This window comes from Tsuneonella suprasediminis (assembly GCF_003605755.1).
Classification (GTDB): domain Bacteria; phylum Pseudomonadota; class Alphaproteobacteria; order Sphingomonadales; family Sphingomonadaceae; genus Tsuneonella; species Tsuneonella suprasediminis.
The window spans coordinates 501,976-523,795 of record NZ_RAHJ01000018.1; the positions used below are offsets into that span (position 1 = coordinate 501,976).

Genomic DNA, 21,820 nt, shown 5'->3' on the forward strand with positions numbered 1-21,820 from the left:
GGGTGCTTGTATGCAACCCCTTCCCAAGCGCGGCTCCCCCGGTTAGCGCGGTGCAAATGCGCGATCTGCTTGTCATCGGCGGTGGAATCAACGGCGCGGGGATTGCCCGCGATGCCGCCGGGCGCGGCATGTCGGTGACGCTGGTGGAAAAGGACGATCTGGCCTCTCATACGTCGTCTGCCAGTACCAAGCTGATCCACGGCGGCCTGCGCTATCTCGAAAACTACGAATTCCGTCTGGTTCGGGAAGCTTTGCGGGAACGCGAGGTCATGCTGCGGATCGCGCCGCATCTGGTCAAACCCCTGCGTTTCGTTCTCCCGCATGAACCGGGATTACGGCCCAAATGGATGCTGCGGCTGGGCTTGTTCCTGTACGATCATATCGGTGGCAATCGCAGTCTGCCGGGTAGCAAGGCAGTGGATCTGTCCGCTGCACCGCTAGGCGGTATTCTCCGCTCGCAGTTCACCCACGGGTTCGAATATTCGGATTGCTGGGTGGACGATGCCCGGCTGGTGGTGCTGACGGCGATGGACGCGCACGAACGGGGGGCGGATATTCGCACACGCACCCGGTGCGCCGGGTTGGAGCGAGTGGGAAATTGCTGGCGCGCCACACTGGAAAGCGAATCCGGTACAGAAGTGATCGAAACAAGGGCAGTCGCCAATGCGGCTGGTCCGTGGGTGGACGATATCGCCGATATCGCCACCAAAGGCCGCGCTGCCGATCACTTGCGACTGGTGAAGGGCAGCCACATAGCCGTCCCGCGCATTTATGATGGCGAGCATGCTTATATTTTCCAGAATCGCGATGGTCGGATCGTGTTCGCGATCCCCTACGAACGCGAATTCACTCTGATTGGCACGACTGACAAGCTGTTCACCGGTGACCGGGATAGTGTGGCGATTTCGCAGGAGGAAACTCAATACCTCTGTGCTGCGGCCAGCGAGTATTTTCGCCAGCCGGTCACGTCGGAGCAGGTCGCCTTCACATATGCCGGAATTCGCCCGCTGTACGAAGATCACGCGGAAAAGAACGCAACCGTCACGCGTGATTACAAGTTTGTGATCGATGCGCCGGATGGTGCGGCGCCGTTGCTCAGCGTGTTCGGCGGCAAAATAACAACGTATCGCAAGCTGGCCGAGCATGCTCTGGCGCGTATTTCCCGGCATATCGATGTGCCCGCTGGCGAATGGACCGCCAGCGCGCCGCTGCCTGGCGGAGATATTGCCGCCGTTGATTTCCCGGCCTTTCTCGCTCAGGTGCGCGCTCGTTGGCCGTGGCTGGGCGATATGCGATCGGAACGGATGGCGCGGGCATACGGCGACCGCATTTCAGTGTTGCTGCAAGGGTGCGACAGCCTCGAAGCGCTAGGCCGTGAATTCGGTGCGGGACTTACCGAAGCTGAATTGCGCTATCTCGCGATACACGAATGGGCACGGACTGCAGAAGATGTTCTGATGCGACGCAGTAAGTTAGGGTTGCATATGTCCAAGTCGCAAAAGGCCGCTGTAGCTGTGGCGCTCGATCACATGGTTTGATTTCATACGAAACCGAGTGCATGGGCGCGCCGATTTTCCTACAGGGGCCCCATGAAACAACCAATCGACCGTAGCCAGATTCGCCACGCATATCGCCAGACAGAGGAGGCTTGTGTTGCCGAGCGCCTGAGGCAGGCGGCGCCTGCTCAGGCTGTTCATGGGGAGGCTGCGGCGCTTGCCGTGAAGCTGGTTGAAGGCGCGCGCGAACATAACGCCAGCGGGATAGACGCATTTCTCCATACTTATGGGCTGGCCACCGAAGAAGGTGTGGCGCTGATGTGTCTGGCCGAAGCGTTGCTGCGCGTGCCGGACAGCGCCACCGCCGATGCCCTGATCAGGGACAAGATCGGGGATATCGACTGGAGCGAGCATCTGGGCGAATCGAGTTCGACATTCGTCAACGCCGCGACATTCTCGCTGATGCTGACCGGCGAAGTGCTGGAGAAGCCGGAACTCCACCAGAAAGGCATGGGCGCCACACTCAAGCGGACAATTGGCCGACTGGGCGAACCTGTGATCCGCAAGGCGACATTGCAGGCGATGAAAATCCTCGGCGGGCAATTCGTGTTTGGCCGGACTATCGACGAAGCTCTCAAGCGCGCAGCACCTGCGCGTGCGAAAGGCGAAACCCATTCATTCGACATGTTGGGTGAAGCGGCGATGACGTTCGAAGATGCCGCCCGGTATCGCGACGCATACGAACGCGCTATCGAACGCCTCGCGAAAGAGGCGCAGGGTGGGGTGACGCGTTCGCCCGGCATTTCGGTCAAGCTGTCGGCGCTCTATCCGCGATATGATTTCCTCCATGCGGCAGCAGCGACGAAGACACTTGTGCCGATGTTGCGCGAACTGGCGGGCAAAGCGCGCGACGCCGATATCCATTTCACGATCGATGCGGAGGAGGCCGAGCGGCTCGAACTGTCGCTCGACATTATCGAAGAGCTGGTCGCGGACGACGATCTGTTCCGTCGCCCCGATGGCAGCGAATGGACCGGTTTCGGGCTGGCGGTTCAGGCCTATCAGAAGCGCGGGGTGCATGTCTGCGACTGGGCGGCGCGGCTGGCGCGCCGCTATGGTCGGCGGCTGTTCGTGCGACTGGTGAAGGGGGCATACTGGGACACTGAAATCAAGCTGAGCCAGGTTGGTGGGTACAGCGATTTTCCGGTATTCACGCGGAAAGTCGCCACCGACGTGTCCTATCTCGCCTGCGCGGCCAAGCTGTTCGAAGCGAGCGACGCGATCTACCCCGCGTTCGCGACTCATAATGCCTATACGATTGGCGCGATTAAAGCGCTGTCGAAAGGGCGCGAGTTCGAATTTCAGCGGCTGCATGGCATGGGCGAGGAAGTCTATGCCGAACTGGGCAAATTGGAAGGCAACGCGCGGACCCCGGTGCGGGTCTACGCGCCGGTTGGGGTGCACAAGGATCTGCTGGCTTATCTGGTGCGGCGCCTATTGGAAAACGGGGCCAATTCCAGCTTCGTGAACCGGATGGCCGATGCCGAAGTGCCCGCGATTGAACTGGCAACCGATCCCGTGGCCGAACTGGCTGAGCTGGAGCCGAAGCGCGATCCATCGATTGCGCTGCCTGCCGATATTTTCCCCGGTCGCCGCAACAGCGCTGGTATCGATCTGGCCGATCCCCTCGTCCGCGAACCATTGCTGAAACGGCTGGCTGCTCTTGATTCGCGCCATTGGGATGCGGGTCCGACTTTTCCGGCGCAGGAATCGGGTGAAGTCGCGCCTATCACGTCGCCGCACGATCTGGTGCATGAAGTCGGTACACGACGCGATGCGACCGAGGCCGAGGTGCGGGTCGCCATCGGTCTGGCGGCCGAAGTGCAGCACGGCTGGAATGCGCTGGGTGGGGAGAAGCGGGCGGTTCTGTTGGAAGCGGCCGCAGATGCGTTTGAAGCGCATACCGATGAATTCATCAGCCTGTGCCAGCGCGAAGCGGGCAAGACGCTGGTCGATTCGGTGCTCGAACTGCGCGAAGCGGTCGATTTCCTGCGGTATTATGCATGTGAAGCCCGCCGCCAGTTTTCCGCGCCGATCAGGCTGCCGGGGCCGACGGGGGAGGAAAACCGCCTCACTCTGAACGGGCGCGGCGTGTTCGCAACGATCAGTCCGTGGAATTTCCCTCTGGCGATCTTCATCGGCCCGGCGGCAGCCGCGCTTGCGGCGGGGAACACGGTTGTGGCCAAGCCTGCCGAACAGACCCCATTGATCGCGGCGCTTGCGATCCGTCTGTGCCATGAAGCGGGCATTCCCGAGCAGGTGTTTCAGTTGCTGCCCGGTGCAGGCGACGTTGGACAGTTCATTACGTCCGATCCCCGGCTGGCCGGGGTGGCCTTTACCGGGTCGACCGACACGGCGCAGGCGATCAATCGCAGCCTTGCCTCGCGCGAAGGTCCGATCGCGACCTTTATCGCGGAAACCGGCGGGCAGAATGCGATGATCGTCGATAGTTCGGCTTTGCCTGAACAGGTGACCCGCGACGTAGTCGCCAGTGCATTCCAGAGCGCGGGCCAGCGATGCAGTGCGCTCCGCACGCTATACATCCAGGAAGATGTGGCGGACGAAATGCTGGCGATGATCCGCGGTGCATTCGAGGCGCTGGTTGTCGGTAACCCCGAAAGCCTTGCAACAGATGTCGGGCCAGTGATCGATCCCGATGCCAAGGCCGCGTTGGAACGCCACGTGGCGCGCCGCAAGAAAGGCGGGCAGACCGTGTGGCGGCAGAAAATGCCCCGTAGCACGGCAGCAGGCTGTTTCGTCGCGCCGACGATTATCGAAATCCCTTCGATCCTCGATCTGCGGCGGGAAAACTTCGGCCCGGTGCTGCATGTCGTGCGGTTCAAGGCCAGCGATCTGGAGCAGGTCGTGGCCGATATCAACGCGACCGGTTATGGGCTGACGTTAGGGCTGCATAGTCGCATTGAATCCACCCGGCGGACGGTCGAACGGCTGGCGACTGTCGGCAATTTCTACGTCAATCGAAACCAGATCGGCGCAGTGGTCGAGAGCCAGCCCTTCGGCGGCGAAGGAATGAGCGGCACCGGGCCCAAGGCTGGCGGCCCGCACTACGTCGCGCGCTTCGCAACCGAGCGGGTGGTCTGCATCGACACGACGGCTGCGGGGGGCAATGCCAGCTTGCTGGCCGGGCTATAGCCGGGTTTTAGCAGCTGAGCGCGATGGGCGCGCCATGATAGCTGGTGTTGGCGGGGCGGGCTGGCTTAACAGCCCAGCCCGTCACCCAGCAGCGCCGCCACGGCGCCGGTGATATCGTCGACCGGTCGGGTATCGTCCCACACACCGAAGCGGAGGCCTAGGAACACGTTCATTCCCATGATCGCCCATGCGCGCACTTCGTTGTCGCCCGGTGCGATATCGCCATTCTCAACGGCGGCGTCCAGCCGGGCGGCGATGCGGTTTGCTGCGCCTTCATAATGGTCGCGATAGCTGGCCGGATCGGCAAATTCAGCCTCGTCGATAATGCGGTAGATTTCCTTGTTCTGGCGCGCAAAGCCCAGAAACGCAGCCAGCGCCTCGCGCTCGCGCTCCACCCCGCTGGCATCGGCCGCCATCCCGGCAGCAGCGGCCTTGGCCACGCCTTCGCTCATATCTTTGACCAGCGCGGAGAAGATCGCCTCCTTACTGTCGAAATAAGTGTAGAAGCTGCCCAGAGCGGTGCCAGCTCGGCGGGTAATCCCGCTGATCGACGCTTCATGAAAACCGCGTTCACCGAATTCCTTGGCCGCCGCATCGAGCAGGCGGCGCATGGTTTCGCGCCCACGCGCAGTGCGCGGCTGTTTGCCGGGGCTGGCGACGCTCTTTTCCGTCTCTTCAATGCGATCGGCTGTGGCCATCGGGCAACGACGTAAGGCCATCAAATCGATCGCGCAACGAAAAAAGTTGAAAGGTGGTTCATGTTTCAATATTGAAGCGGGGAACGGCAGATGCGGCACCCGAACCGCGCGCCCTGGAGGAGAGACAAACTCATGACCCGTCCGATTATTCATGCCAGCCGTCTGGCGCTCGCCGCATCGCTCACGCTCGGGGCGTTCGCTGCGCCCGCCTTTGCTCAGGATGCGACCGATGCCGCGCCTGCTGCCGATGTCGGAGATATCAACGAGGGCGCGATTGTAGTGACAGCCCGGCGCCGTGAAGAAACGCTGGTCGATGTGCCGATTGCGGTGACCGCATATAGTGGTGCTGCCTTGCAGCAAGCTGGTGCGATCGATGTCACAGATATCGCGCAATCCACGCCCAACACCACGTTGGAGGCCAGCAGGGGCACCAATTCCACGCTCACTGCCTTTATTCGCGGGATTGGTCAGCAAGACCCGGTTTCCGGGTTCGAGCAGGGTGTCGGCATCTATCTTGACGACGTCTATCTCAATCGCCCGCAAGCGGCGGTGCTCGATGTTTATGATGTCGAACGGATCGAAGTTTTGCGCGGGCCTCAAGGTACTCTGTATGGCCGAAATACAGTTGGTGGCGCGGTTAAATACGTCACCCGTCCGCTGTCGCAGGAACCCGAGCTGAATATCCGCGCGACTTACGGTAGCTATAATCAGATCGATGGGGTCATTTCCGGCTCAGCTCCGCTCAGTGACATGATCCGGGTCGGTGCGGCGGCTGCCCGCCTGACGCGTGATGGGTTTGGCACCAACCTGACTACCGGTGAAGGAAATTACGACAAAGATGTATGGGCCGCGCGCGGCACCATCGAACTGGGTGGGTATGGAGAGCCAGTATCGATCCGTATCTCGGGTGATTATACCAAGGACAACAGCAGCGCCCGTGGTGGTCACCGCCTGATTCCGGGGCAACAATCCGGCGCACCCGTTCTGGGCGATGTTTATGACACGCGGGGCGGTCTGGTCGATCCGAAGCAGTATGTTGAAGCCTATGGCGTGGCCATGCATGTCGAAATCGAAGCGTCGGATTCACTGAAGTTTCGCTCAATCAGCTCGTGGCGCAAGGATAGCTCTGCCAGTCCGATCGATTTCGATGCGTTGCCTGCGGTCGATGTCGATGTGCCGGCCTATTACTTCAATGAACAGTTGAGCCAGGAATTTCAGGCACTCTACGATAACGGGCCGATTTCAGCGCTGGTTGGTTTCTACTATCTGACGGCGGAGGCCGACACGCAGTTCGATGTGCGACTGTTCACGACTTTCAACGGATTCACCGCATTCACGCAGGCCGACGTCGATACGCAGACGTATGCGGTATTTGGCGATGTCACTGTCGATTTTACCGATCAGCTGAGCCTTTCGCTTGGCGGACGCTATACCTGGGACAAGCGTTCGGCCAGCATTTTGCGGCAAAATTATCTTGGCGGTGGGTCGCCGGTATTTGGTGGTGCGGGTATCCCGTTCGGCACGCCGAGCACCGATTTCAATGGAAGTCGTGAATACAAGAAGTTCACGCCGCGCGTTTCGCTAAGCTTCCAGCCGACATCCAACCATAATCTCTATGCCAGCTTCTCTCAGGGGTTCAAAGGCGGCGGGTTCGACCCGCGTGGCGTAGGGGTGAATGCTCCCGCAGCGATACCCGGCAGCCCCACTGACGCCGAAGTGGCCGATTATCTGAGCTTTGCCCCGGAAAAGGTCGATAGCTATGAAGTCGGATATAAGGGCGAATTGCTGAACGGTGCCCTCTATGTCGCGTTGGCTGGTTTCTATGCCGATTATTCCGACGTTCAGATACCTGGATCGGTGGCCTGCAATGTAGGCGGTATCGCAACCTTCTGCGGCATTGTTTCGAATGCGGGCAAGGCGGAGATGAAGGGTATCGAATTCGAAACTACGGCGCGACTGGGTCGCGATCTTATGGCAGGCGGCGACAAGCTGACGTTGTCGGGGGCGTTCGGGTATATCGATGCCAAGTACAAACAGTATATTACCAATATTGGCGGCGTGCCGACCGATGTGGCAGCGTATCGCAAGGTGCAGAACACACCTGAGTTCACCGCCAGTGGTACGCTGGGTTACACCACGCCGGTTGGGGATGGCGACATCGCCTTCACAACTTCGCTTTCGTATCGTTCGAAGACCTACCAGTTCGAAATCCCGAATCCGTATATCGATCAAGACGGTTATGCCTTGCTCGATGCCAATTTGGTTTACACAGCGCCGGACAAACGGTGGAGTATCGGGCTGCATGGACGCAATCTGACCGACAAGCGATACAAGAGTTCCGGCTATACTTTCGTGGCAGCGGATCCTGTGACTGGCGCGATCCCGCTGGGTATTAATGGATATCCAACCCCCACGCTCGGCACCGAAGGAACGCTGACTGCGTTCTACGGTAGCCCGCGGCAGGTCTTTGTTACCGGGACGGTGCATTTCTGATCGGGGATTTGAGGGAGTCGCCTGTTCGGCTCCCTCGCTCCTGCTATGACTAAGGGGGGAAAAGCGCGCCCGCCCGCTTGCCCCTGATGCAGAGCTGGTCAATCACCACAACATGGCGATTCTCTCCGATAAATGGATCCGCGACGCGGCCACCACCCGCGGCATGATCGAACCTTTCGTCGAGGCGCAGCGGCGCGATGGGTGTATATCGTATGGCCTGTCATCCTATGGCTACGACGCGCGCGTGGCGGACGAATTCAAGATCTTCACCAATGTCGATTCGGCAGTTGTCGATCCCAAAGATTTCGCGTCCAACAGCTTCGTCGATCGCAAAACCGATGTCTGCGTGATCCCGCCCAACAGTTTTGCGCTGGCCCGCACGGTGGAATATTTCCGCGTACCGGAAGACGTGCTGGTGATCTGTCTGGGCAAGAGCACTTATGCCCGTTGCGGCATTATCGTGAATGTCACTCCGCTCGAACCGGGCTGGGAAGGGCATGTAACACTGGAATTTTCCAACACCACCCCGCTCCCCGCGAAGATTTATGCCAACGAAGGCGCGTGTCAGTTCCTGTTCCTGCAAGGCAACGAGCGCTGCGAGACGAGCTATAAGGACCGGGCCGGCAAATACATGGGGCAGCGCGGGGTAACGTTGCCTAAACTCTAGGCGCCCGCGCCACCGTGCAGCCCCGGTGGGCGCGTGGCTGATACCTCAGTCGTATCCGTAACCGCGGTCGTCCTGCGCCAGGTCGGAGAACTTGGTGTATTTCGCTTCGAATTTGAGGCGGACTTTGCCGGTGGCACCGTGGCGTTGCTTGGCCACGATCAGTTCGGCGATGCCGTGCACCCGTTCCATTTCCGCTGCCCATGCGCTGTGGGCATCGTGTACGTTCGCATCGTCGTCCGCCTGCGGCACTTTGGGTTCCTTGGCGGCGATGTAATAGTCTTCGCGATAGACGAACCAGACCATATCCGCGTCCTGCTCGATCGAGCCGGATTCGCGCAAGTCGGACAGCATCGGGCGCTTGTCGTCGCGCTGTTCGACTGCGCGGCTGAGCTGGGACAGCGCGATCACCGGCAGTTCCAGTTCTTTCGCCAGCGTTTTCAGGCCGCGGCTGATCTCGGAAATTTCGTTTACGCGGTTGTCGTTGGCGCGGCCCGATCCCTGCAACAGTTGCAGATAGTCGACCACGATCAGCCCGATATTGTGCCGCCGCTTCAACCGGCGCGCACGCGCGCGCAGCGCGGCAATGCTGAGCGCAGGCGTGTCGTCGATATAGAGCGGCAGTTCGGACAGTTTCTGGCTGGCGAACGACAATTGCTGGAACTCGTCCCGGCTCAGCCGCCCCATACGCAGCGCTTCGCTGGAAATTTCCGCGACTTCGGCCAGAATACGCGTGGCAAGCTGGTCGGCGCTCATTTCCAGACTGAAGAAGGCGACGCCTGCGCCCACCGATGCCTTGTCGTCGATCCCGTCCACTCGGTCGCGCAACAGGCGGTTGGCGCAATTGAAGGCGATATTGGTCGCCAGCGAGGTCTTGCCCATGCCGGGACGCCCGGCCAGGATCACGAGGTCGGAATCGTGCAGACCACCGATCTTGTCGTTCACCGATGTGAAGCCGGTGGTCTTGCCTGCGATATGGCCGCCTGAATTGATCGCTTTCTCGATCTGGCCGAGCGCCTTGTTCGTTGCCTGCCCGAAGCTGGATGCTTCGTTCTGGCTCGATGCCCCTTCGGCCACCTGAAACAGCGCCGCTTCGGCGTGTTCGATCTGTTCGAGCGGAGCGACCGATTCGCTGGTGTCCAGCGCGCCTTCCACCAGATTGCGTCCGACCGACACCAGCTCGCGCAGCAGAGCCAGATCGTAAATCTGTTCGGCCAGTTCACGCGGGGCGAGCAGGCCCTGCCCATCGGCGGTCAGTTGGGCGAGATAAGTGATTCCACCCAGTTCCTTCAGCGCTTCGTCCGCTTCGAAATAGGGTTTGAGGGTGACCGGCGTGACCACGGCATTGCGATCGAGCAGGCTGACGATCCGTTCGAACACCCGCTGGTGGACCGGTTCGAAGAAATGCTGCGCGCGAATCGGGGTGCCCAGTTCTTCCAGCACGCGATTGTCGATCAGGATCGCGCCTAGGAACGCCGCCTCTGCTTCGATATTTGCGGGTAGCGCACGGATGACGGGCGCAGTGGCCCCGGTGGCGGTGGTTTCGGGCTGGCGCAACATGAGGTCTTGTTCGGGCATTCGCGCGTCTTGCGCTTCCGGCCCCGTCGTTGGCAAGGGCTGCGATACCACACCGGGTTGTGGATAGCGGGGATGGCGCAGGTTTGGCCTTGCGGGATACCCGGCTGGTCTGCGAAAGGCAGCTTTCGATCATGTCCGATTTCAAGCCCACCTGGCGCATCGCCCATATCACGTTAGACGAGGATACGATCCTCTGGCGCAATGCCGATGTCGAACAGGAACGGCGCGTGGCGATTTACGACCTGATCGAAGAAAACGCCTTCAAACCGATCCGTGCGGTGGAGGCTGGGCATAACGGGCCATACAATCTCGCGCTGTCGGTGCCGGAAGGGCGGCTTGCGCTGGCGATCTCCACCGAAGATGGGCAGCCGCTGGAAACCCTGTTGCTGGGGCTTGCGCGTTTTCGGCGCCCCATCCGCGAATACTTTGCGATCTGCGACAGCTACTATCAGGCGATCCGCAAGGCCACTGCACAGGAAATCGAGACCATCGATATGGCGCGCCGGGCGATTCACAACGATGCCGCTGCGTTGTTGATGGAACGGCTGGAAGGAAAAGTGGAAACCGATCACGCGACGGCGCGGCGACTGTTCACGCTGATCTGCGTTCTCCACATCAAGGGCTGAGGCGGGCATGGCGCGCAAAAGGAAGGCGGCAACCGGCTGGCGGTTGCGGGCAATTGGCGCGTTGGCGCTGATCGTGCTGATCGGCGCGGGCTGGTTTTGGTGGCACTTGCAAAACTGGATGCCGCCAGTGGCAGAATATCCCGATCAGGGGGTCGAAGTCGGTGCCGCTGATGGCGCGGTCAATTTCCGCACTCTGCGCGCGCTGGGTGCGAAGTTCGCCTATATCGACGCCAGCGATGGGGAGAAGGGTGCGAACAGGCGCTTTGCCACCGATCTCGCGGCGGCCAGCGCAGCGGGCCTGAAAGTCGGTGCGGTGCATCGCTTCGATCCGTGCGTATTGGCCGATGGTCAGTCGGCCAATTTCGTCACTATCGTCCCGCGCGGTGGCAATCTCCTGCCACCTGCCATCGCGCTCGACCGGACAGCGGATGATTGCCCGCAACGGGTAAGCGAGGCAGCCGTGGAAAGCGAGCTGATGACGCTGATCAATCAGATCGAAGCCCATGCGGGCAAACATGCGATCCTTAAGATTTCGCGGGGATTCGAGGCGCGCTATGGTTTGGCGGAACGGTTCGAGCGTAACCTGTGGGTGGAAGGCACCCGTTTCCGCCCGACATATGCCAAGCGTCCGTGGTTGCTGTGGACTGCCAATCGCAGGCTCGATAGCCCGGCGGCGGATCAGCCATTGCGCTGGGTGGTGGTACAGCCATAGCAACCCAGCACGGTTTGAGGCGCTTGAGAGTTTAACAGACACCCCCAATGGCATCAGCCAATAACCGCAGGTTAAGCCCCGTGATATTCTCGACACTCGCCAGCTAGGCAGACGCATAGTAAGCAGGTGGGATGACCGATGCCGATCTGATCGATGCCGCCCGTGGCGCTGCCGCGCATTCATACTCCCCTTATTCGCAATTTGCGGTCGGCGCGGCGCTGTTGTTTGCCGACGGCAGCGTGGTGACGGGCACCAATATCGAAAACGCCAGCTACGGCCTCGCGCTGTGTGCGGAGACAGTGGCGGTATCGAAAGCGATGGCCGACGGAGTACGTGGCGGTCTGGTCAAAGTGGCAGTGACAGGGCCGACCGATGAACCGATTACGCCCTGTGGACGCTGCCGTCAGGTGCTCAACGAACTGGCGCAACTGGGCAGCACCGACCCGCAGATATTGTGCGTGGGCGCAAGTGAGGTGCGGCGCGTGACGTTGAGCGCGCTGTTGCCCGACGCATTCGGTCCGGCGAGCCTGTCGTGATCGACCGGCGCGGTGCACTTGCGGGGGCAGGCGTTCTCGCTGCGATGGCGGGAATGCCGCTGCGGGCGACGGCGAAAACCCGCAATCTGCCGCCGCGCCTGAAAGCGGGCGATGTCGTCGGCATTGTTGCCCCGTCGAGCGCGCTGAGTTCGGAAGACAAGCTCGAAAATGCCGAGCACTGGCTGCGCGGCATGGGGCTGGTGCCGAAAGTTGGCCCGCATGCGGGCGATCGCGATGGCTATCTGGCGGGCACCGATGCCCATCGCGCTGCCGACATCAATGCGATGTATGCCGACCCCGAAGTGCGGGCGGTGTTCGGTGCCCGCGGCGGCTGGGGCGGTGCCCGCCTGTTGCCGTTGCTGGATTGGAACACGATTCGCGCCAATCCCAAGCTGTTTATGGGGTTCAGCGATATTACCGCGCTGCACCTGTCGTTCGCGGCGAAGGCGGGATATCCGACGATCCACGGCGGCAACGCGACCAGTAGCTGGCCGAAGGAACAGTGGGAGAGCTTCTGGCGTCTCGCCTTCGCAGCCGGTACCCCGACACTGGGCGGCATTGCGGAAGAACAGGCCGTGGGGCGACCGGGACGGACGATCCGTGGTGGCCAGGCACGGGGCAAGCTACTGGGCGGAAATCTCACGATCGTGTCGACTTTGATGGGCACACCGTGGATGCCCGATTTCACAGGTGCAATCCTGTTTCTGGAAGATATCGGGGAATCCGAATACCGGATCGACCGGATGTTCCAGCAATTGCGACTGGCAGGTGTGCTGGAGCGGATCAACGGAATCGTCTTCGGCCAATGCACCGATTGCCGCACGACCGACGCCGATTACGATGGCTTCACACTCGATCAGGTGATCGATCAGTATCTTGGCCCGTTGGGAATACCGGCGTTTACAGGGGCCAATATCGGCCATGTCCGCAACCAGCTATGCGTGCCATCGGGCGGGCAAGTCGAACTGGATGCCGATGCGCGGACCATCCGGCTGCTGGAGCCGATTGTCGTCTAGCTCGCAAGGCGGCAAGCCTTGTTTTCGAATGGTGAATGAGGCCTGCGACGTTCCCGCCGCAGGCCGTAAATCTCAGTTCCCTTCGTCGAGCCATTCCAGCAAGCTGGCCAGACAATCGCGGCCCAGAATCTGGCAGCGTTCCGGGCTCCACCCCTGTTCGGCATCGGGCAGGTCGTCGTTATCCTTGAATGGCATTTCCAATGTCATCGAGCAGGCACCGAAACGTTCGGCCAGCTGGTTGGTGCTCATGGAAAGGTTTGCAGTGCCGGGCTTCGACACGGCATAGCCTTTCGCGGTCTGGAAATCGGGTGTGCGCCGTTCGAGGATCGCGCGATAGCGATAGTATTTATCGCCCAGATCATCGGTCCAGCTGGGGATACCTTCGAATCCGGCCAGAAACACAGCGGGGATCGCTTCGTCCCCATGCACGTCCATTGCGAAATCGACGCCGGTGGCGTCCATCGCATTGCGGATCGCCAGCACTTCGGGCGACTTATCGGCGCTGGGGGTTTCCCATTCGCGGTTGAGGTTGGTGCCCACGGCATTGGTCCGCAGATGGCCCCGACGGCTGCCGTCGGGGTTGCAGTTGGGCACGATATGGAACCGGCACCGCTGGCGTAGCGCGCGGCCGATGGGATCGGCGGGATCGGTCAGGCATTCGAGCGCGCCTTCCATCCACCATTCGGCCATCGATTCGCCCGGATGCTGGCGGGCATAGAGCCACACCTGCTTGTCACCTTCGCCCAGTTCGAGGCAATCGATGGTCTGCCCATCGAGCGTGGTGCCGAGCGCGCGATAGGAAACGCCTTCGCTGGCGGCGGCTTCCGATACCAGATCGTGATGCCGCTCCATCGAATAGGGCGCAAAATACGCGAACCATGCCAGATCGCTGGCCGGGGTGTAACGTATGGTCAGCGTGCCGCCATCAGCCTTCGCGTCGTATTCGCTGTCGGCGCGGCCCCAGAAATCGCGGTCTTCGCTCACGCAGGCGCGATAGCCGGGCCAGCCTGCCGGGTAAGCCGATGTTTCAAGATCGACGATCTTGAGCACCAGTTCGCGCCCCGCCGCGCCCGAAACGCGGAAATGGAACCACTGGCGAAATTCGCTCATATGGTCGTGCGGGATCGCGAGGCGGGCAGTTGCGCCGTCCACGCTGAGAACTTCGATATTGCCGCTATCGAATTGAGAATCGATGCGGATGGCGGGCGGGGTGTTTTGCGATGAGGTCATTTGACCTCGATAGTCGCTCCCGATTCTCCTGGGAACCCGGAGAACAGCGCTTCCGCCATTTCAGGCGCAAGTTTTGCTGGTTGCGCGTCTTTTGCGCTGGCTTTCAGATTCGTTTGCGCGCGGCCTTCCCACAGGTGAGTGCCCGCTGCATCTTCGAATACAACCTCCAGAGTGGTCGCCAGTTGTTCGCGCGATTTCTTGCCGCCAAGCAGGAAGCCGAGGCCAACGCCGAGATTTACCCCACTGCTGCGACCATAATTGCCTCCCCCGACACCCACGCCCACGCTGACCCCGCTGTTGCGACGCGAGGAATCGTCTTTGAATACCTTCTGGGTGAGAGAGATGCGCGCCATCCGCGTGGCTTCGGGATCGATAGTAAACCCTTGTTCGGTCAGAGCAGCGCCCACTGCATCGAGCCAGGCGCGCGCTTCCAGATCGCTGCCTTCGAAACCATTGCCGACGACCAGCGCGATCGGTCCCGGTTGCGCCCCGGCGAGGGATTCGGGGGTGTGGAAGCGCGTGACTTCCACTTCTGCCGCTGCCACAGGCTCTGCCAGAGCCGGTGAAAGCATCAGGGCCGGAATGGCGAAGAGAGCAGGTTTGATGCGCATGGCAGATAAAATCCCGAATGGTTCACGCACAAGCTTGGACCAAATGCCCTGTCCCGGCGGTGAATGGAGCTCGCTTAACTCTATCTTTGTGCAGTTGTGGTAGCACGCCCGTCATGATCAATCCAAACGTGCTCGTTACCGGCGGCGCCGGCTATATCGGCAGCCATGCCGTTCTCGCTTTGCGCGATGCCGGTTATCGTGTTGCGGTGATTGATAATCTTGTCACCGGGTTTCGGTTTGCGGTGCCTGATGACGTGGCCTTTTATGAAGGCGACATCGCCGATGCCGGGCTGATCGCTCGCATCGTTGCCGAGCAGGGTATCGGTGCCGTGATGCATTTCGCCGGTTCGGTGGTGGTGCCCGAATCGGTAGCGAATCCGCTCAAGTATTACGACAACAACACTGTCCGCAGTCGGGCGCTGATCGCTGCTCTGGTCGATGCCGGTGTGCCGCATATGATCTTCAGTTCCACGGCGGCGACATATGGTATGCCGGGCACCGATACAGTGACCGAGCAGACCCCCACGGTTCCGATCAACCCCTATGGCTGGTCGAAACTAATGACGGAGCGGATGCTGGCCGATACCGCCTTTGCACACCCGCTGAACTATTGCGCGCTGCGTTATTTCAATGTGGCCGGTGCCGATCCCCGCGCCCGCACCGGGCAATCGACCGCCGGGGCGACTCATCTGATCAAGGTCGCGGTCGAAGCGGCATTGGGGAAGCGCGATCACGTTGCGGTGTTTGGTACCGATTACGATACGCTCGATGGGACCGGAGTACGCGATTACATTCACGTGTCCGATCTGGCAGCGGCACATGTGCTGGCGCTCGAAGCGCTGGTGGCGCAGCCCGACCGGTCGCTGACGATGAATTGCGGATATGGCCGGGGCTTTTCCGTGCTCGAAGTGCTCGACGCAGTCGATCGGGTGACCAACCGCACGATCGTGCGCCGGATGGAACCGCGCCGGGCAGGCGATCCGGGCAAGCTGGTCAGTGATCCGGGGCTGATCCGCCAGACTTTGCCGTGGCAGCCGCAATATGCCGATCTCGACACGATTGTCGGCCATGCACTGGCGTGGGAGCGAAAGCTTGGCGAAATCCGTGGTGGCGGTTGACTTTGCCCCGCCGTACCCTTAGGGGCGCGGCTTGATTTTGCGGCATCGGAGCGCATCTCCGGTGCCGAAATTTTTGGAAAGCGCAACCCATGAAGATCCGCAACAGCCTCAAGTCGCTCAAGGGCCGTCACCGCGATTGCCGCGTGATCCGTCGCCGTGGGCGCACTTATGTCATCAACAAGACCAACCGTCGCTTCAAGGCGCGTCAGGGCTGATGGCAGTGCCGCCGCGATTCGCTCGCGGCGCCAAAAAAGACAGAGGGCCCCTGCGAAAGCGGGGGCTTTTTGCGTGACCGATACGAACGAAAATCTCCCTGCCCCATCGGTCGAGGCCGTCGTTTTCGACGTTGGCCGTGTGCTGGTGCAATGGGATCTGAGGGCGCTGTTCGCCAAGCTGATTGCCGACCCGGACGAACTCGACTGGTTTCTGGCCAATGTCGTTACCGAACAATGGCACTTTCAGCACGATGCCGGGGTGCCGCTGGCGGAAATGGTGCCCGCGCGGCAGGCGGAATTTCCGCAATATGCCGATCTGATCGCGGCATATGCCACGCGCTTTCTCGAAACCGTGCCAGGCCCGGTGCCCGGTAGTGCCGCCCTCGTCGAACGCCTGCACATGCGCGGTGTGCCGCTCTACGCGATCACCAACTTCGGCGCGGAATTCTGGCAGATGTTCCGGCCGACTTGCCCGCCGCTCGATCGGATGCGCGATATCGTCGTGTCCGGGCAAGAGAAACTGGCCAAGCCTGACCCGGCCATCTTTCAACTGGCGGCGCAGCGGTTCGGTCGCGATCCGCAAACGATGCTGTTTATCGACGACAATGCCGCCAACATCGCAAGTGCCCGCTCGCTGGGCTGGCAGGTTCACCATTTTGGCGCGGCAGATGTGCTGGAGGCCGATCTTGTCGCACGTGGGTTGATCTGATCCGCGATTTCACAAAAAAGCCCCCGGCCATTGGCTGACCGGGGGCGTAATGTCCGTCCCGCTTTATGGAGAGGAGGGGACGGTCGGGAATTAGTTGCCGTTGCAACGCGCCAGTTTCGCTTCGTCCAGCGCTTTGCCATCGGCAGAGAATGACGTGACATCGCCTGCCTTCTTCGCCAGACGCGCGCACACGATTTCCGGTCGACTGGTTGCGCGATCGGCGGTGCAGGCGGTTTCGGCGCAATGCCATGCCACTCCGCCCGCGACGACAACGTTATTACCCGCGGCGGAGGCCAGCTCAGCCTGATAGAACGGACCTTGCGCCGCCTGTGCAGGGGAGGGTGCCAGAGCGGTGCCAAATGTCAGCGCGGTCCAGCCAAGCGCGGCGACAATCGCAATGGGGCGAGCGGATTGGGAGAGGGAGAGGTTCATCCGAAGCATCCTTTTCAACTTGTCAAACCCGACATCGAATCGATATCAGTTGCGAATAGATACCTATGCAATTCGAAAGTAAGTTGCAATAGAAAACTTACTTTCGCTTTTGTGACATTCGCGAAAGACGCTAGGGAAGCTGTGAAAGCGAGAAGATTATGGGCGATATCCGCGAACCACTCCACGAACTGACTGCCTGCGGCTTACCCGAAGCGCTGGAAGTGATGGGGGAGCGCTGGTCATTTATGATCTTGCGCGCCAGCTTCAACGGTTTGCACCATTTCGAAGAATTCCTCAGCGAGCTGGGTATCGCGCGCAATATCCTGTCCAACCGGCTTGCCCGGCTGGTCAGCCACGGGATTCTCGACCGGCAACCGTGCGCCGATGACCGTCGGCGAATCGAATACCGCCTTACTGCCAAGGGTGTCGATCTGCTGCCCGCGATGATCGCTCTGCGTCAGTGGGGGCAGAAATACGGCACCGATGTGATCGAAAACCCGGTTCTGGTGGATGAACAGGACCGGTTGCCCATTGGCCCCATCGCGATCGTGTCGCATGATGGGCGGCGGCTGACGGGCAAGGATTTGCGCTTTGTCGCCCCCGAAGACCTCGGAAAACGGGCGGATGGTACACAGGCGACCGCTGCTGACGGTTTTGACCGGGTGAGGGGTGCGCCAAATGCTCCGGCATTGAAGGCTGTGCGCTAAAAGGTCTGAAACTGAAGTTGGCCGCATAGTTCGTCGCTCACGGCCTTCGCCCCGACGTTTGTTGGCACGACCATCTCTAACCGCTCCCCGCGTCGCGTCATTATGAGCAGCGGAGCGATGCGGCAATCCTAGGGCTGCCGCTGATCACAAGCGGTGCAATGGGCCGAACCGTCAGGCCATGGATTGCTTCACTGCGTTCGCAATGACGAAGGGGTGGGTGGGTAACCGAATGACGCTGTTTCGGAGGCCCGGCTGACGAAAGAGGGCAACGTGCCCATCATTATGCCCGCGGCGGTTGTCGGCGGTACGACAGCGCCTCCGCCACATGAATCCGCCCCACGCGCTCCGCACCGGCGAGATCGGCGATTGATCGGGCCACGCGGAGCATCCGGGTGTAGCCTCTGGCAGACAGGCGCATCCGCTCCGCCGCCTGCAACAGCAAGGTTCGCCCTGCCTCTTCCGGTGTCGCGAATTCGTCCAGCGCTTCACCGGTCAGTTCGGCATTGGTGCGCGCACCGGTTTGGGCGAAGCGATCGGTTTGCCGTGCCCGTGCCCGCGCCACGCGCGCGGCGAACTCCGCGCTACCTTCCTCCGGTGGCGGCAGAGAGAGATCGGTGGCGCTGACCGGCTGTACTTCGACATGGAGATCGATCCGGTCGAGCATCGGGCCAGACACCCGCGACTGATAATCGGCCGCGCATCTGGGCGCGCGGCTGCAGGCGAGCGCAGGATCGCCCAGATGGCCGCAGCGGCAGGGGTTCATCGCCGCCACCAGTTGCACACGCGCGGGGAATGCGACGTGGGCATTGGCGCGCGCGATATCGATTTTGCCGGTTTCCAGGGGCTGGCGTAGTGAATCGAGCACTGCACGTTGAAATTCCGGCAATTCATCAAGAAACAGCACACCTAGATGGGAGAGGCTGATTTCGCCGGGGCGCACCTTCAGGCCGCCGCCGGTCAATGCGGCAATGCTGGCGGAGTGATGAGGCGCGCGGAACGGGCGCGCCCTACTGATCCGCCCGCCTTCCAGCGTACCGGCCACCGATGCCACCATGCTGACTTCTAATGCCTCCGATGCGGTGAGGGGCGGAAGAATGCCTGGCAGACAGCTTGCCAGCAGGCTCTTCCCCGCGCCGGGTGGGCCGATCATCAGCAGATTGTGCCCACCTGCCGCCGCAATTTCGAGTGCGCGCTTGGCGGTTTCCTGCCCTTTCACCTGTCGGATATCGGGCAGGTGCGCGGCTTCTTCGATTTCGCCCGGCTGCGGTGTGGGCAGTTGCTGGGTGCCCTTGAGGTGGTTGAGCAAGCTGATCAGATCGGGCGCGGCGATCACCGGAATGCCACTGGCCCAGCGCGCTTCCGGCCCTTGCACAGCCGGGCAGATCAGACCTGCGTCATGTTCGCTGGCGTGGAGCGCGGCCAGCAGGACCCCCGGTGACGGCGCGATCCGCCCGTCGAGCGCCAGTTCGCCCACGGCGATCCAGTCGCCCAACTGCTCGGCGTCGGTCACGCCCATCGCGGCCAGCAGAGCGAGCGCGATGGGCAGATCGTAATGGCTGCCTTCCTTCGGCAGATCGGCGGGGGACAGGTTGATAGTGATCCGCTTGGGCGGCAGCGCCAGCCCCATCGCGGCGAGCGCGGACTGCACCCGTTCGCGGCTCTCGCCCACGGCTTTGTCGGGCAGGCCAACTATCGCGAAGCGCGGTAGCCCCGGCGCGATCTGACACTGCACCTCCACCGCCCGCGCCTCCAGACCAAGATAAGCAACGGTACGAACCAGTGCGACCACGAATACCCTCTACTTGCGTATTGTTACGTAATGGATGTAATAAATAGCGAAGTCGAAAGCGATTCGATATGGTTAATATTTATTAATTAATAATATTGAAACCATTTTAATTGGGTGTCTAGCAAGGTGTAGGGGGTGAAATGATGGTCATGCGTGGCGTAATTTCCCTGATTGTCTGTATTATCAGCCTTTTCGCGCTGCCTGCCTACGCGCGCACGGTCATCAGTGTCACGATCGTGGAAGAATGGGTGGACGATGCAGGTGGCCGTTTCACGGCTGTCGATCCGGCGCCGATCCCACAGGGAATCGCCCGTTTTGGCCCTTTCCGGGTGATCGATCCACGGCGGGCTGCGCTGGTCGATGCAACCGATGCTCGCTCACCACGGGCATTCGCGGCGATGATGCGGGCTTACCCGCAAATCACTACGCTCGAAATGGTGGAGTGTCCGGGTACGGATGACGACACTGCGAATCTGATGGTTGGCCGGATGATCCGCGCCGCCGGATTGATAACGCATGTTCCCGCTCATGGATCGGTGCGTTCGGGCGCGGTCGAACTGTTTCTGGCGGGGAAGGAACGCTGGATCGACGATGGCGCGGAATTCGCCGTCCATTCCTGGCAGGATAACTACGGACGCGAAGCGCGGGACTTTGCTGCCGATTCGCCGGTCAATCGGGCATACGTCGATTATTATCAGTCGATGGGGATGAGCGCGCCTCAGGCCCGTGCGTTTTACGATATGACCAATTCGACGCCCAATGCCGATGCCCGCTGGCTGACCGCGCAGGACATGCGCGGCTGGATCGGTCAGGGGAGCGAGCGGCAGCGCGCTGTGCGCTATGCCGATGTGACGACGCAAGTCACCGCTCCGAAAATCGCATATCTTGACTTGGGCCGCAGCATACCCTAACCGCGCCCACCTGTAGGCGGTCGCCTTTGCGGGCGGCCCTTTTTGTTGGCGCTGCAATTGGTGCCAGTTTTTGATTTCGAGGATACGATGAAGCGGACTTTCCAGCCCAGCAATCTCGTGCGTGCCCGTCGCCACGGTTTCTTTGCCCGCAAGGCGACCCCCGGCGGCCGCAATGTTCTCCGTGCCCGTCGTGCGCGTGGCCGCAAGAAGCTTTCCGCCTGATCTGATGGCCTGCGCCCCGCGGGGCGTGTGTTTTCGTCTCCATTCCGCTTTGCGGCTGGCGGCGAATGGTCTCCGGACCTGACGGGCTCCCGATTCGGGGGCCCGTTGTCGTACGTGCGGCCCCGGCTCCTCGGGAGGCCTACTCTTCGGTGCTTATGCCTTCGCTGCCGGGTTCAGCCTCCATGCCCTGTCGTTCGTCGATTCGACAAAACGACTCGCACCAACAAGCAGCTGCGCCTATCTGTTTTTCCGACATGACGGTTCAGACGATACGTAAACGCGCCGATTTCCTCGCGGCAAATCGCGGGGTGCGGGTGGCCCGGCCGGGTTTCATCCTGCTGGCGCATCCCAACGGCGGGCGGGGCAAGCGGTTTGGGATCACTGTGACCAAGCGAGTCGGCAATGCCGTGGTTCGCAACCGTATGAAGCGCCGGTTTCGCGAACTGCTGCGCGACGCGCTGCCCAGCGAAGGGCTGGCGGACCACGATCACGTGCTGATTGGCCGCGACGGCGGGATAGAGCGCGATTTCTCCGCTTTGCGGGAAGAGCTTGGCGTGGCTCTGGCGCGCGCGGCGAAGGGGCAGGGCGATCCGCCCCGGCGGCGGGCGCGCAACCGATGAAATATCCTCTGATTCTGATCGCCCGCTTGTGGCAGTGGGGGCCGAGCCGTATTTTGCCGCCCAGTTGCCGCTATGCGCCGTCGTGTTCGCAGTATGCGATAGAGGCGCTGGAAAAATACGGTGCAATCAGGGGTGGATGGATGGCGTTGAAGCGTATATTGCGCTGTCATCCCTGGGGCGGACACGGGTATGACCCAGTACCCTGAACCTTTTGGCCCTGATGA

At 61.3% G+C, this 21,820-nt stretch carries 22 protein-coding genes; 16 read left to right on the forward strand and 6 right to left on the reverse strand.

Translation table 11 applies throughout. From position 1 onward, the window contains the following. Nucleotides 1-56: 56 nt before the first annotated feature. On the forward strand, nucleotides 57-1,538 hold the full coding sequence (gene glpD, locus D6858_RS08370; protein ID WP_120108975.1) for a glycerol-3-phosphate dehydrogenase: 1,482 nt from the start codon (nucleotides 57-59) through the stop codon (nucleotides 1,536-1,538). Nucleotides 1,539-1,589: 51 nt separating this feature from the next. After that, nucleotides 1,590-4,709 carry a bifunctional proline dehydrogenase/L-glutamate gamma-semialdehyde dehydrogenase PutA gene (gene putA / locus D6858_RS08375; protein WP_120108977.1) on the forward strand — a complete coding sequence of 1,040 codons (3,120 nt, stop codon included), beginning with the start codon at nucleotides 1,590-1,592 and terminating at the stop codon, nucleotides 4,707-4,709. Nucleotides 4,710-4,774: 65 nt separating this feature from the next. Here putA and D6858_RS08380 read toward each other — a convergent pair whose 3' ends face one another. Then, nucleotides 4,775-5,407: a TetR/AcrR family transcriptional regulator gene (locus tag D6858_RS08380; protein ID WP_240623770.1), complete on the reverse strand. Its 633-nt coding sequence runs from the start codon at nucleotides 5,405-5,407 to the stop codon at nucleotides 4,775-4,777. 132 nt (nucleotides 5,408-5,539) lie between these two features. Here D6858_RS08380 and D6858_RS08385 point away from each other — a divergent pair, with 132 nt between their 5' ends. Together D6858_RS08385 and dcd are read left to right on the forward strand one after the other, a co-directional pair. After that, a complete protein-coding gene (locus tag D6858_RS08385) occupies nucleotides 5,540-7,900 on the forward strand; it encodes a TonB-dependent receptor (RefSeq protein WP_120108981.1) in 2,361 nt (786 codons plus the stop codon). A 112-nt stretch (nucleotides 7,901-8,012) separates the two neighbouring features. Further along, nucleotides 8,013-8,567 (forward strand): dCTP deaminase, encoded by a 555-nt coding sequence (dcd, locus tag D6858_RS08390; RefSeq protein WP_120108983.1) that lies wholly within the window; start codon nucleotides 8,013-8,015, stop codon nucleotides 8,565-8,567. A 45-nt stretch (nucleotides 8,568-8,612) separates the two neighbouring features. Here dcd and D6858_RS08395 read toward each other — a convergent pair whose 3' ends face one another. Then, nucleotides 8,613-10,124, reverse strand: a complete 1,512-nt coding sequence (locus D6858_RS08395; RefSeq protein ID WP_240623804.1) for a replicative DNA helicase — start codon at nucleotides 10,122-10,124, stop codon at nucleotides 8,613-8,615. Between the two features lie 149 nt (nucleotides 10,125-10,273). Here D6858_RS08395 and D6858_RS08400 point away from each other — a divergent pair, with 149 nt between their 5' ends. The 4 genes from D6858_RS08400 (at nucleotide 10,274) to D6858_RS08415 (ending at nucleotide 13,032) form a co-directional block, all read left to right on the forward strand. Next, nucleotides 10,274-10,768: a UPF0262 family protein gene (locus tag D6858_RS08400; protein ID WP_120109607.1), complete on the forward strand. Its 495-nt coding sequence runs from the start codon at nucleotides 10,274-10,276 to the stop codon at nucleotides 10,766-10,768. A 7-nt stretch (nucleotides 10,769-10,775) separates the two neighbouring features. Beyond that, nucleotides 10,776-11,480, forward strand: a complete 705-nt coding sequence (locus D6858_RS08405; RefSeq protein WP_120108987.1) for a glycoside hydrolase family 25 protein — start codon at nucleotides 10,776-10,778, stop codon at nucleotides 11,478-11,480. A gap of 131 nt (nucleotides 11,481-11,611) precedes the next feature. Next, nucleotides 11,612-12,016, forward strand: a complete 405-nt coding sequence (locus D6858_RS08410) for a cytidine deaminase (RefSeq protein WP_120108989.1) — start codon at nucleotides 11,612-11,614, stop codon at nucleotides 12,014-12,016. Then, nucleotides 12,013-13,032 carry a S66 peptidase family protein gene (locus D6858_RS08415; RefSeq protein WP_420823823.1) on the forward strand — a complete coding sequence of 340 codons (1,020 nt, stop codon included), beginning with the start codon at nucleotides 12,013-12,015 and terminating at the stop codon, nucleotides 13,030-13,032. The genes D6858_RS08410 and D6858_RS08415 overlap by 4 nt, the downstream gene beginning before the upstream one ends. Before the next feature lie 72 nt (nucleotides 13,033-13,104). On the opposite strand, the gene D6858_RS08420 is transcribed toward D6858_RS08415, so the two are convergent. After that, complete coding sequence (locus D6858_RS08420; RefSeq protein ID WP_120108991.1) at nucleotides 13,105-14,262, reverse strand: M14 family metallopeptidase; 1,158 nt, start codon at nucleotides 14,260-14,262, stop codon at nucleotides 13,105-13,107. After that, nucleotides 14,259-14,873 (reverse strand): DUF4136 domain-containing protein, encoded by a 615-nt coding sequence (locus D6858_RS08425; RefSeq protein ID WP_120108993.1) that lies wholly within the window; start codon nucleotides 14,871-14,873, stop codon nucleotides 14,259-14,261. The genes D6858_RS08420 and D6858_RS08425 overlap by 4 nt, the downstream gene beginning before the upstream one ends. Before the next feature lie 113 nt (nucleotides 14,874-14,986). On the opposite strand from D6858_RS08425, the gene galE reads away from it, so the two are divergent. From galE to D6858_RS08440, 3 genes are all read left to right on the forward strand, one after another. After that, the gene (gene galE / locus D6858_RS08430) at nucleotides 14,987-15,991 is read left to right on the forward strand and encodes a UDP-glucose 4-epimerase GalE (RefSeq protein ID WP_120108995.1); all 1,005 of its coding nucleotides are present in this window, start codon (nucleotides 14,987-14,989) and stop codon (nucleotides 15,989-15,991) included. Nucleotides 15,992-16,080: 89 nt separating this feature from the next. Then, the gene (gene ykgO / locus D6858_RS08435) at nucleotides 16,081-16,206 is read left to right on the forward strand and encodes a type B 50S ribosomal protein L36 (protein ID WP_050599643.1); all 126 of its coding nucleotides are present in this window, start codon (nucleotides 16,081-16,083) and stop codon (nucleotides 16,204-16,206) included. Nucleotides 16,207-16,279: 73 nt separating this feature from the next. Further along, nucleotides 16,280-16,915: an HAD family hydrolase gene (locus D6858_RS08440; RefSeq protein ID WP_240623771.1), complete on the forward strand. Its 636-nt coding sequence runs from the start codon at nucleotides 16,280-16,282 to the stop codon at nucleotides 16,913-16,915. Between the two features lie 90 nt (nucleotides 16,916-17,005). Here the strand turns inward: D6858_RS08440 and D6858_RS08445 are convergent, their stop codons facing one another. Next, entirely contained in the window at nucleotides 17,006-17,347 is a 342-nt protein-coding gene (locus D6858_RS08445; RefSeq protein WP_133305264.1) for a CC_3452 family protein, read from the reverse strand. A 158-nt stretch (nucleotides 17,348-17,505) separates the two neighbouring features. On the opposite strand from D6858_RS08445, the gene D6858_RS08450 reads away from it, so the two are divergent. Further along, nucleotides 17,506-18,054 (forward strand): winged helix-turn-helix transcriptional regulator, encoded by a 549-nt coding sequence (locus D6858_RS08450; protein ID WP_205664904.1) that lies wholly within the window; start codon nucleotides 17,506-17,508, stop codon nucleotides 18,052-18,054. Between the two features lie 280 nt (nucleotides 18,055-18,334). Here the strand turns inward: D6858_RS08450 and D6858_RS08455 are convergent, their stop codons facing one another. After that, complete coding sequence (locus tag D6858_RS08455) at nucleotides 18,335-19,843, reverse strand: YifB family Mg chelatase-like AAA ATPase (RefSeq protein WP_120109003.1); 1,509 nt, start codon at nucleotides 19,841-19,843, stop codon at nucleotides 18,335-18,337. A 140-nt stretch (nucleotides 19,844-19,983) separates the two neighbouring features. Here D6858_RS08455 and D6858_RS08460 point away from each other — a divergent pair, with 140 nt between their 5' ends. From D6858_RS08460 to yidD, 4 genes are all read left to right on the forward strand, one after another. Continuing rightward, the gene (locus D6858_RS08460; protein ID WP_420823824.1) at nucleotides 19,984-20,754 is read left to right on the forward strand and encodes an alpha/beta hydrolase; all 771 of its coding nucleotides are present in this window, start codon (nucleotides 19,984-19,986) and stop codon (nucleotides 20,752-20,754) included. A gap of 87 nt (nucleotides 20,755-20,841) precedes the next feature. Then, entirely contained in the window at nucleotides 20,842-20,976 is a 135-nt protein-coding gene (gene rpmH / locus D6858_RS08465; RefSeq protein ID WP_102153709.1) for a 50S ribosomal protein L34, read from the forward strand. 254 nt (nucleotides 20,977-21,230) lie between these two features. Then, nucleotides 21,231-21,596 carry a ribonuclease P protein component gene (gene rnpA / locus D6858_RS08470; protein WP_120109005.1) on the forward strand — a complete coding sequence of 122 codons (366 nt, stop codon included), beginning with the start codon at nucleotides 21,231-21,233 and terminating at the stop codon, nucleotides 21,594-21,596. After that, nucleotides 21,593-21,802 carry a membrane protein insertion efficiency factor YidD gene (yidD, locus tag D6858_RS08475; protein ID WP_102153604.1) on the forward strand — a complete coding sequence of 70 codons (210 nt, stop codon included), beginning with the start codon at nucleotides 21,593-21,595 and terminating at the stop codon, nucleotides 21,800-21,802. Before rnpA ends, yidD begins: the two co-directional genes overlap by 4 nt. Nucleotides 21,803-21,820: the final 18 nt, after the last annotated feature.

Bases quoted from the DNA above. Each gene is read 5' to 3' on its own strand.
- yidD (WP_102153604.1), top strand. From the start codon at position 21,593: ATGAAATATCCTCTGATTCTGATCGCCCGCTTGTGGCAGTGGGGGCCG.
- D6858_RS08380 (WP_240623770.1), bottom strand. From the start codon at position 5,407: ATGGCCACAGCCGATCGCATTGAAGAGACGGAAAAGAGCGTCGCCAGC.
- glpD (WP_120108975.1), top strand. From the start codon at position 57: ATGCGCGATCTGCTTGTCATCGGCGGTGGAATCAACGGCGCGGGGATT.
- ykgO (WP_050599643.1), top strand. From the start codon at position 16,081: ATGAAGATCCGCAACAGCCTCAAGTCGCTCAAGGGCCGTCACCGCGAT.
- D6858_RS08400 (WP_120109607.1), top strand. From the start codon at position 10,274: ATGTCCGATTTCAAGCCCACCTGGCGCATCGCCCATATCACGTTAGAC.
- D6858_RS08460 (WP_420823824.1), top strand. From the start codon at position 19,984: ATGATGGTCATGCGTGGCGTAATTTCCCTGATTGTCTGTATTATCAGC.
- D6858_RS08405 (WP_120108987.1), top strand. From the start codon at position 10,776: ATGGCGCGCAAAAGGAAGGCGGCAACCGGCTGGCGGTTGCGGGCAATT.
- D6858_RS08425 (WP_120108993.1), bottom strand. From the start codon at position 14,873: ATGCGCATCAAACCTGCTCTCTTCGCCATTCCGGCCCTGATGCTTTCA.
- D6858_RS08450 (WP_205664904.1), top strand. From the start codon at position 17,506: ATGGGCGATATCCGCGAACCACTCCACGAACTGACTGCCTGCGGCTTA.
- D6858_RS08410 (WP_120108989.1), top strand. From the start codon at position 11,612: ATGACCGATGCCGATCTGATCGATGCCGCCCGTGGCGCTGCCGCGCAT.
- galE (WP_120108995.1), top strand. From the start codon at position 14,987: ATGATCAATCCAAACGTGCTCGTTACCGGCGGCGCCGGCTATATCGGC.
- rpmH (WP_102153709.1), top strand. From the start codon at position 20,842: ATGAAGCGGACTTTCCAGCCCAGCAATCTCGTGCGTGCCCGTCGCCAC.
- D6858_RS08385 (WP_120108981.1), top strand. From the start codon at position 5,540: ATGACCCGTCCGATTATTCATGCCAGCCGTCTGGCGCTCGCCGCATCG.
- putA (WP_120108977.1), top strand. From the start codon at position 1,590: ATGAAACAACCAATCGACCGTAGCCAGATTCGCCACGCATATCGCCAG.
- D6858_RS08445 (WP_133305264.1), bottom strand. From the start codon at position 17,347: ATGAACCTCTCCCTCTCCCAATCCGCTCGCCCCATTGCGATTGTCGCC.
- rnpA (WP_120109005.1), top strand. From the start codon at position 21,231: ATGACGGTTCAGACGATACGTAAACGCGCCGATTTCCTCGCGGCAAAT.
- dcd (WP_120108983.1), top strand. From the start codon at position 8,013: ATGGCGATTCTCTCCGATAAATGGATCCGCGACGCGGCCACCACCCGC.
- D6858_RS08420 (WP_120108991.1), bottom strand. From the start codon at position 14,262: ATGACCTCATCGCAAAACACCCCGCCCGCCATCCGCATCGATTCTCAA.
- D6858_RS08395 (WP_240623804.1), bottom strand. From the start codon at position 10,124: ATGTTGCGCCAGCCCGAAACCACCGCCACCGGGGCCACTGCGCCCGTC.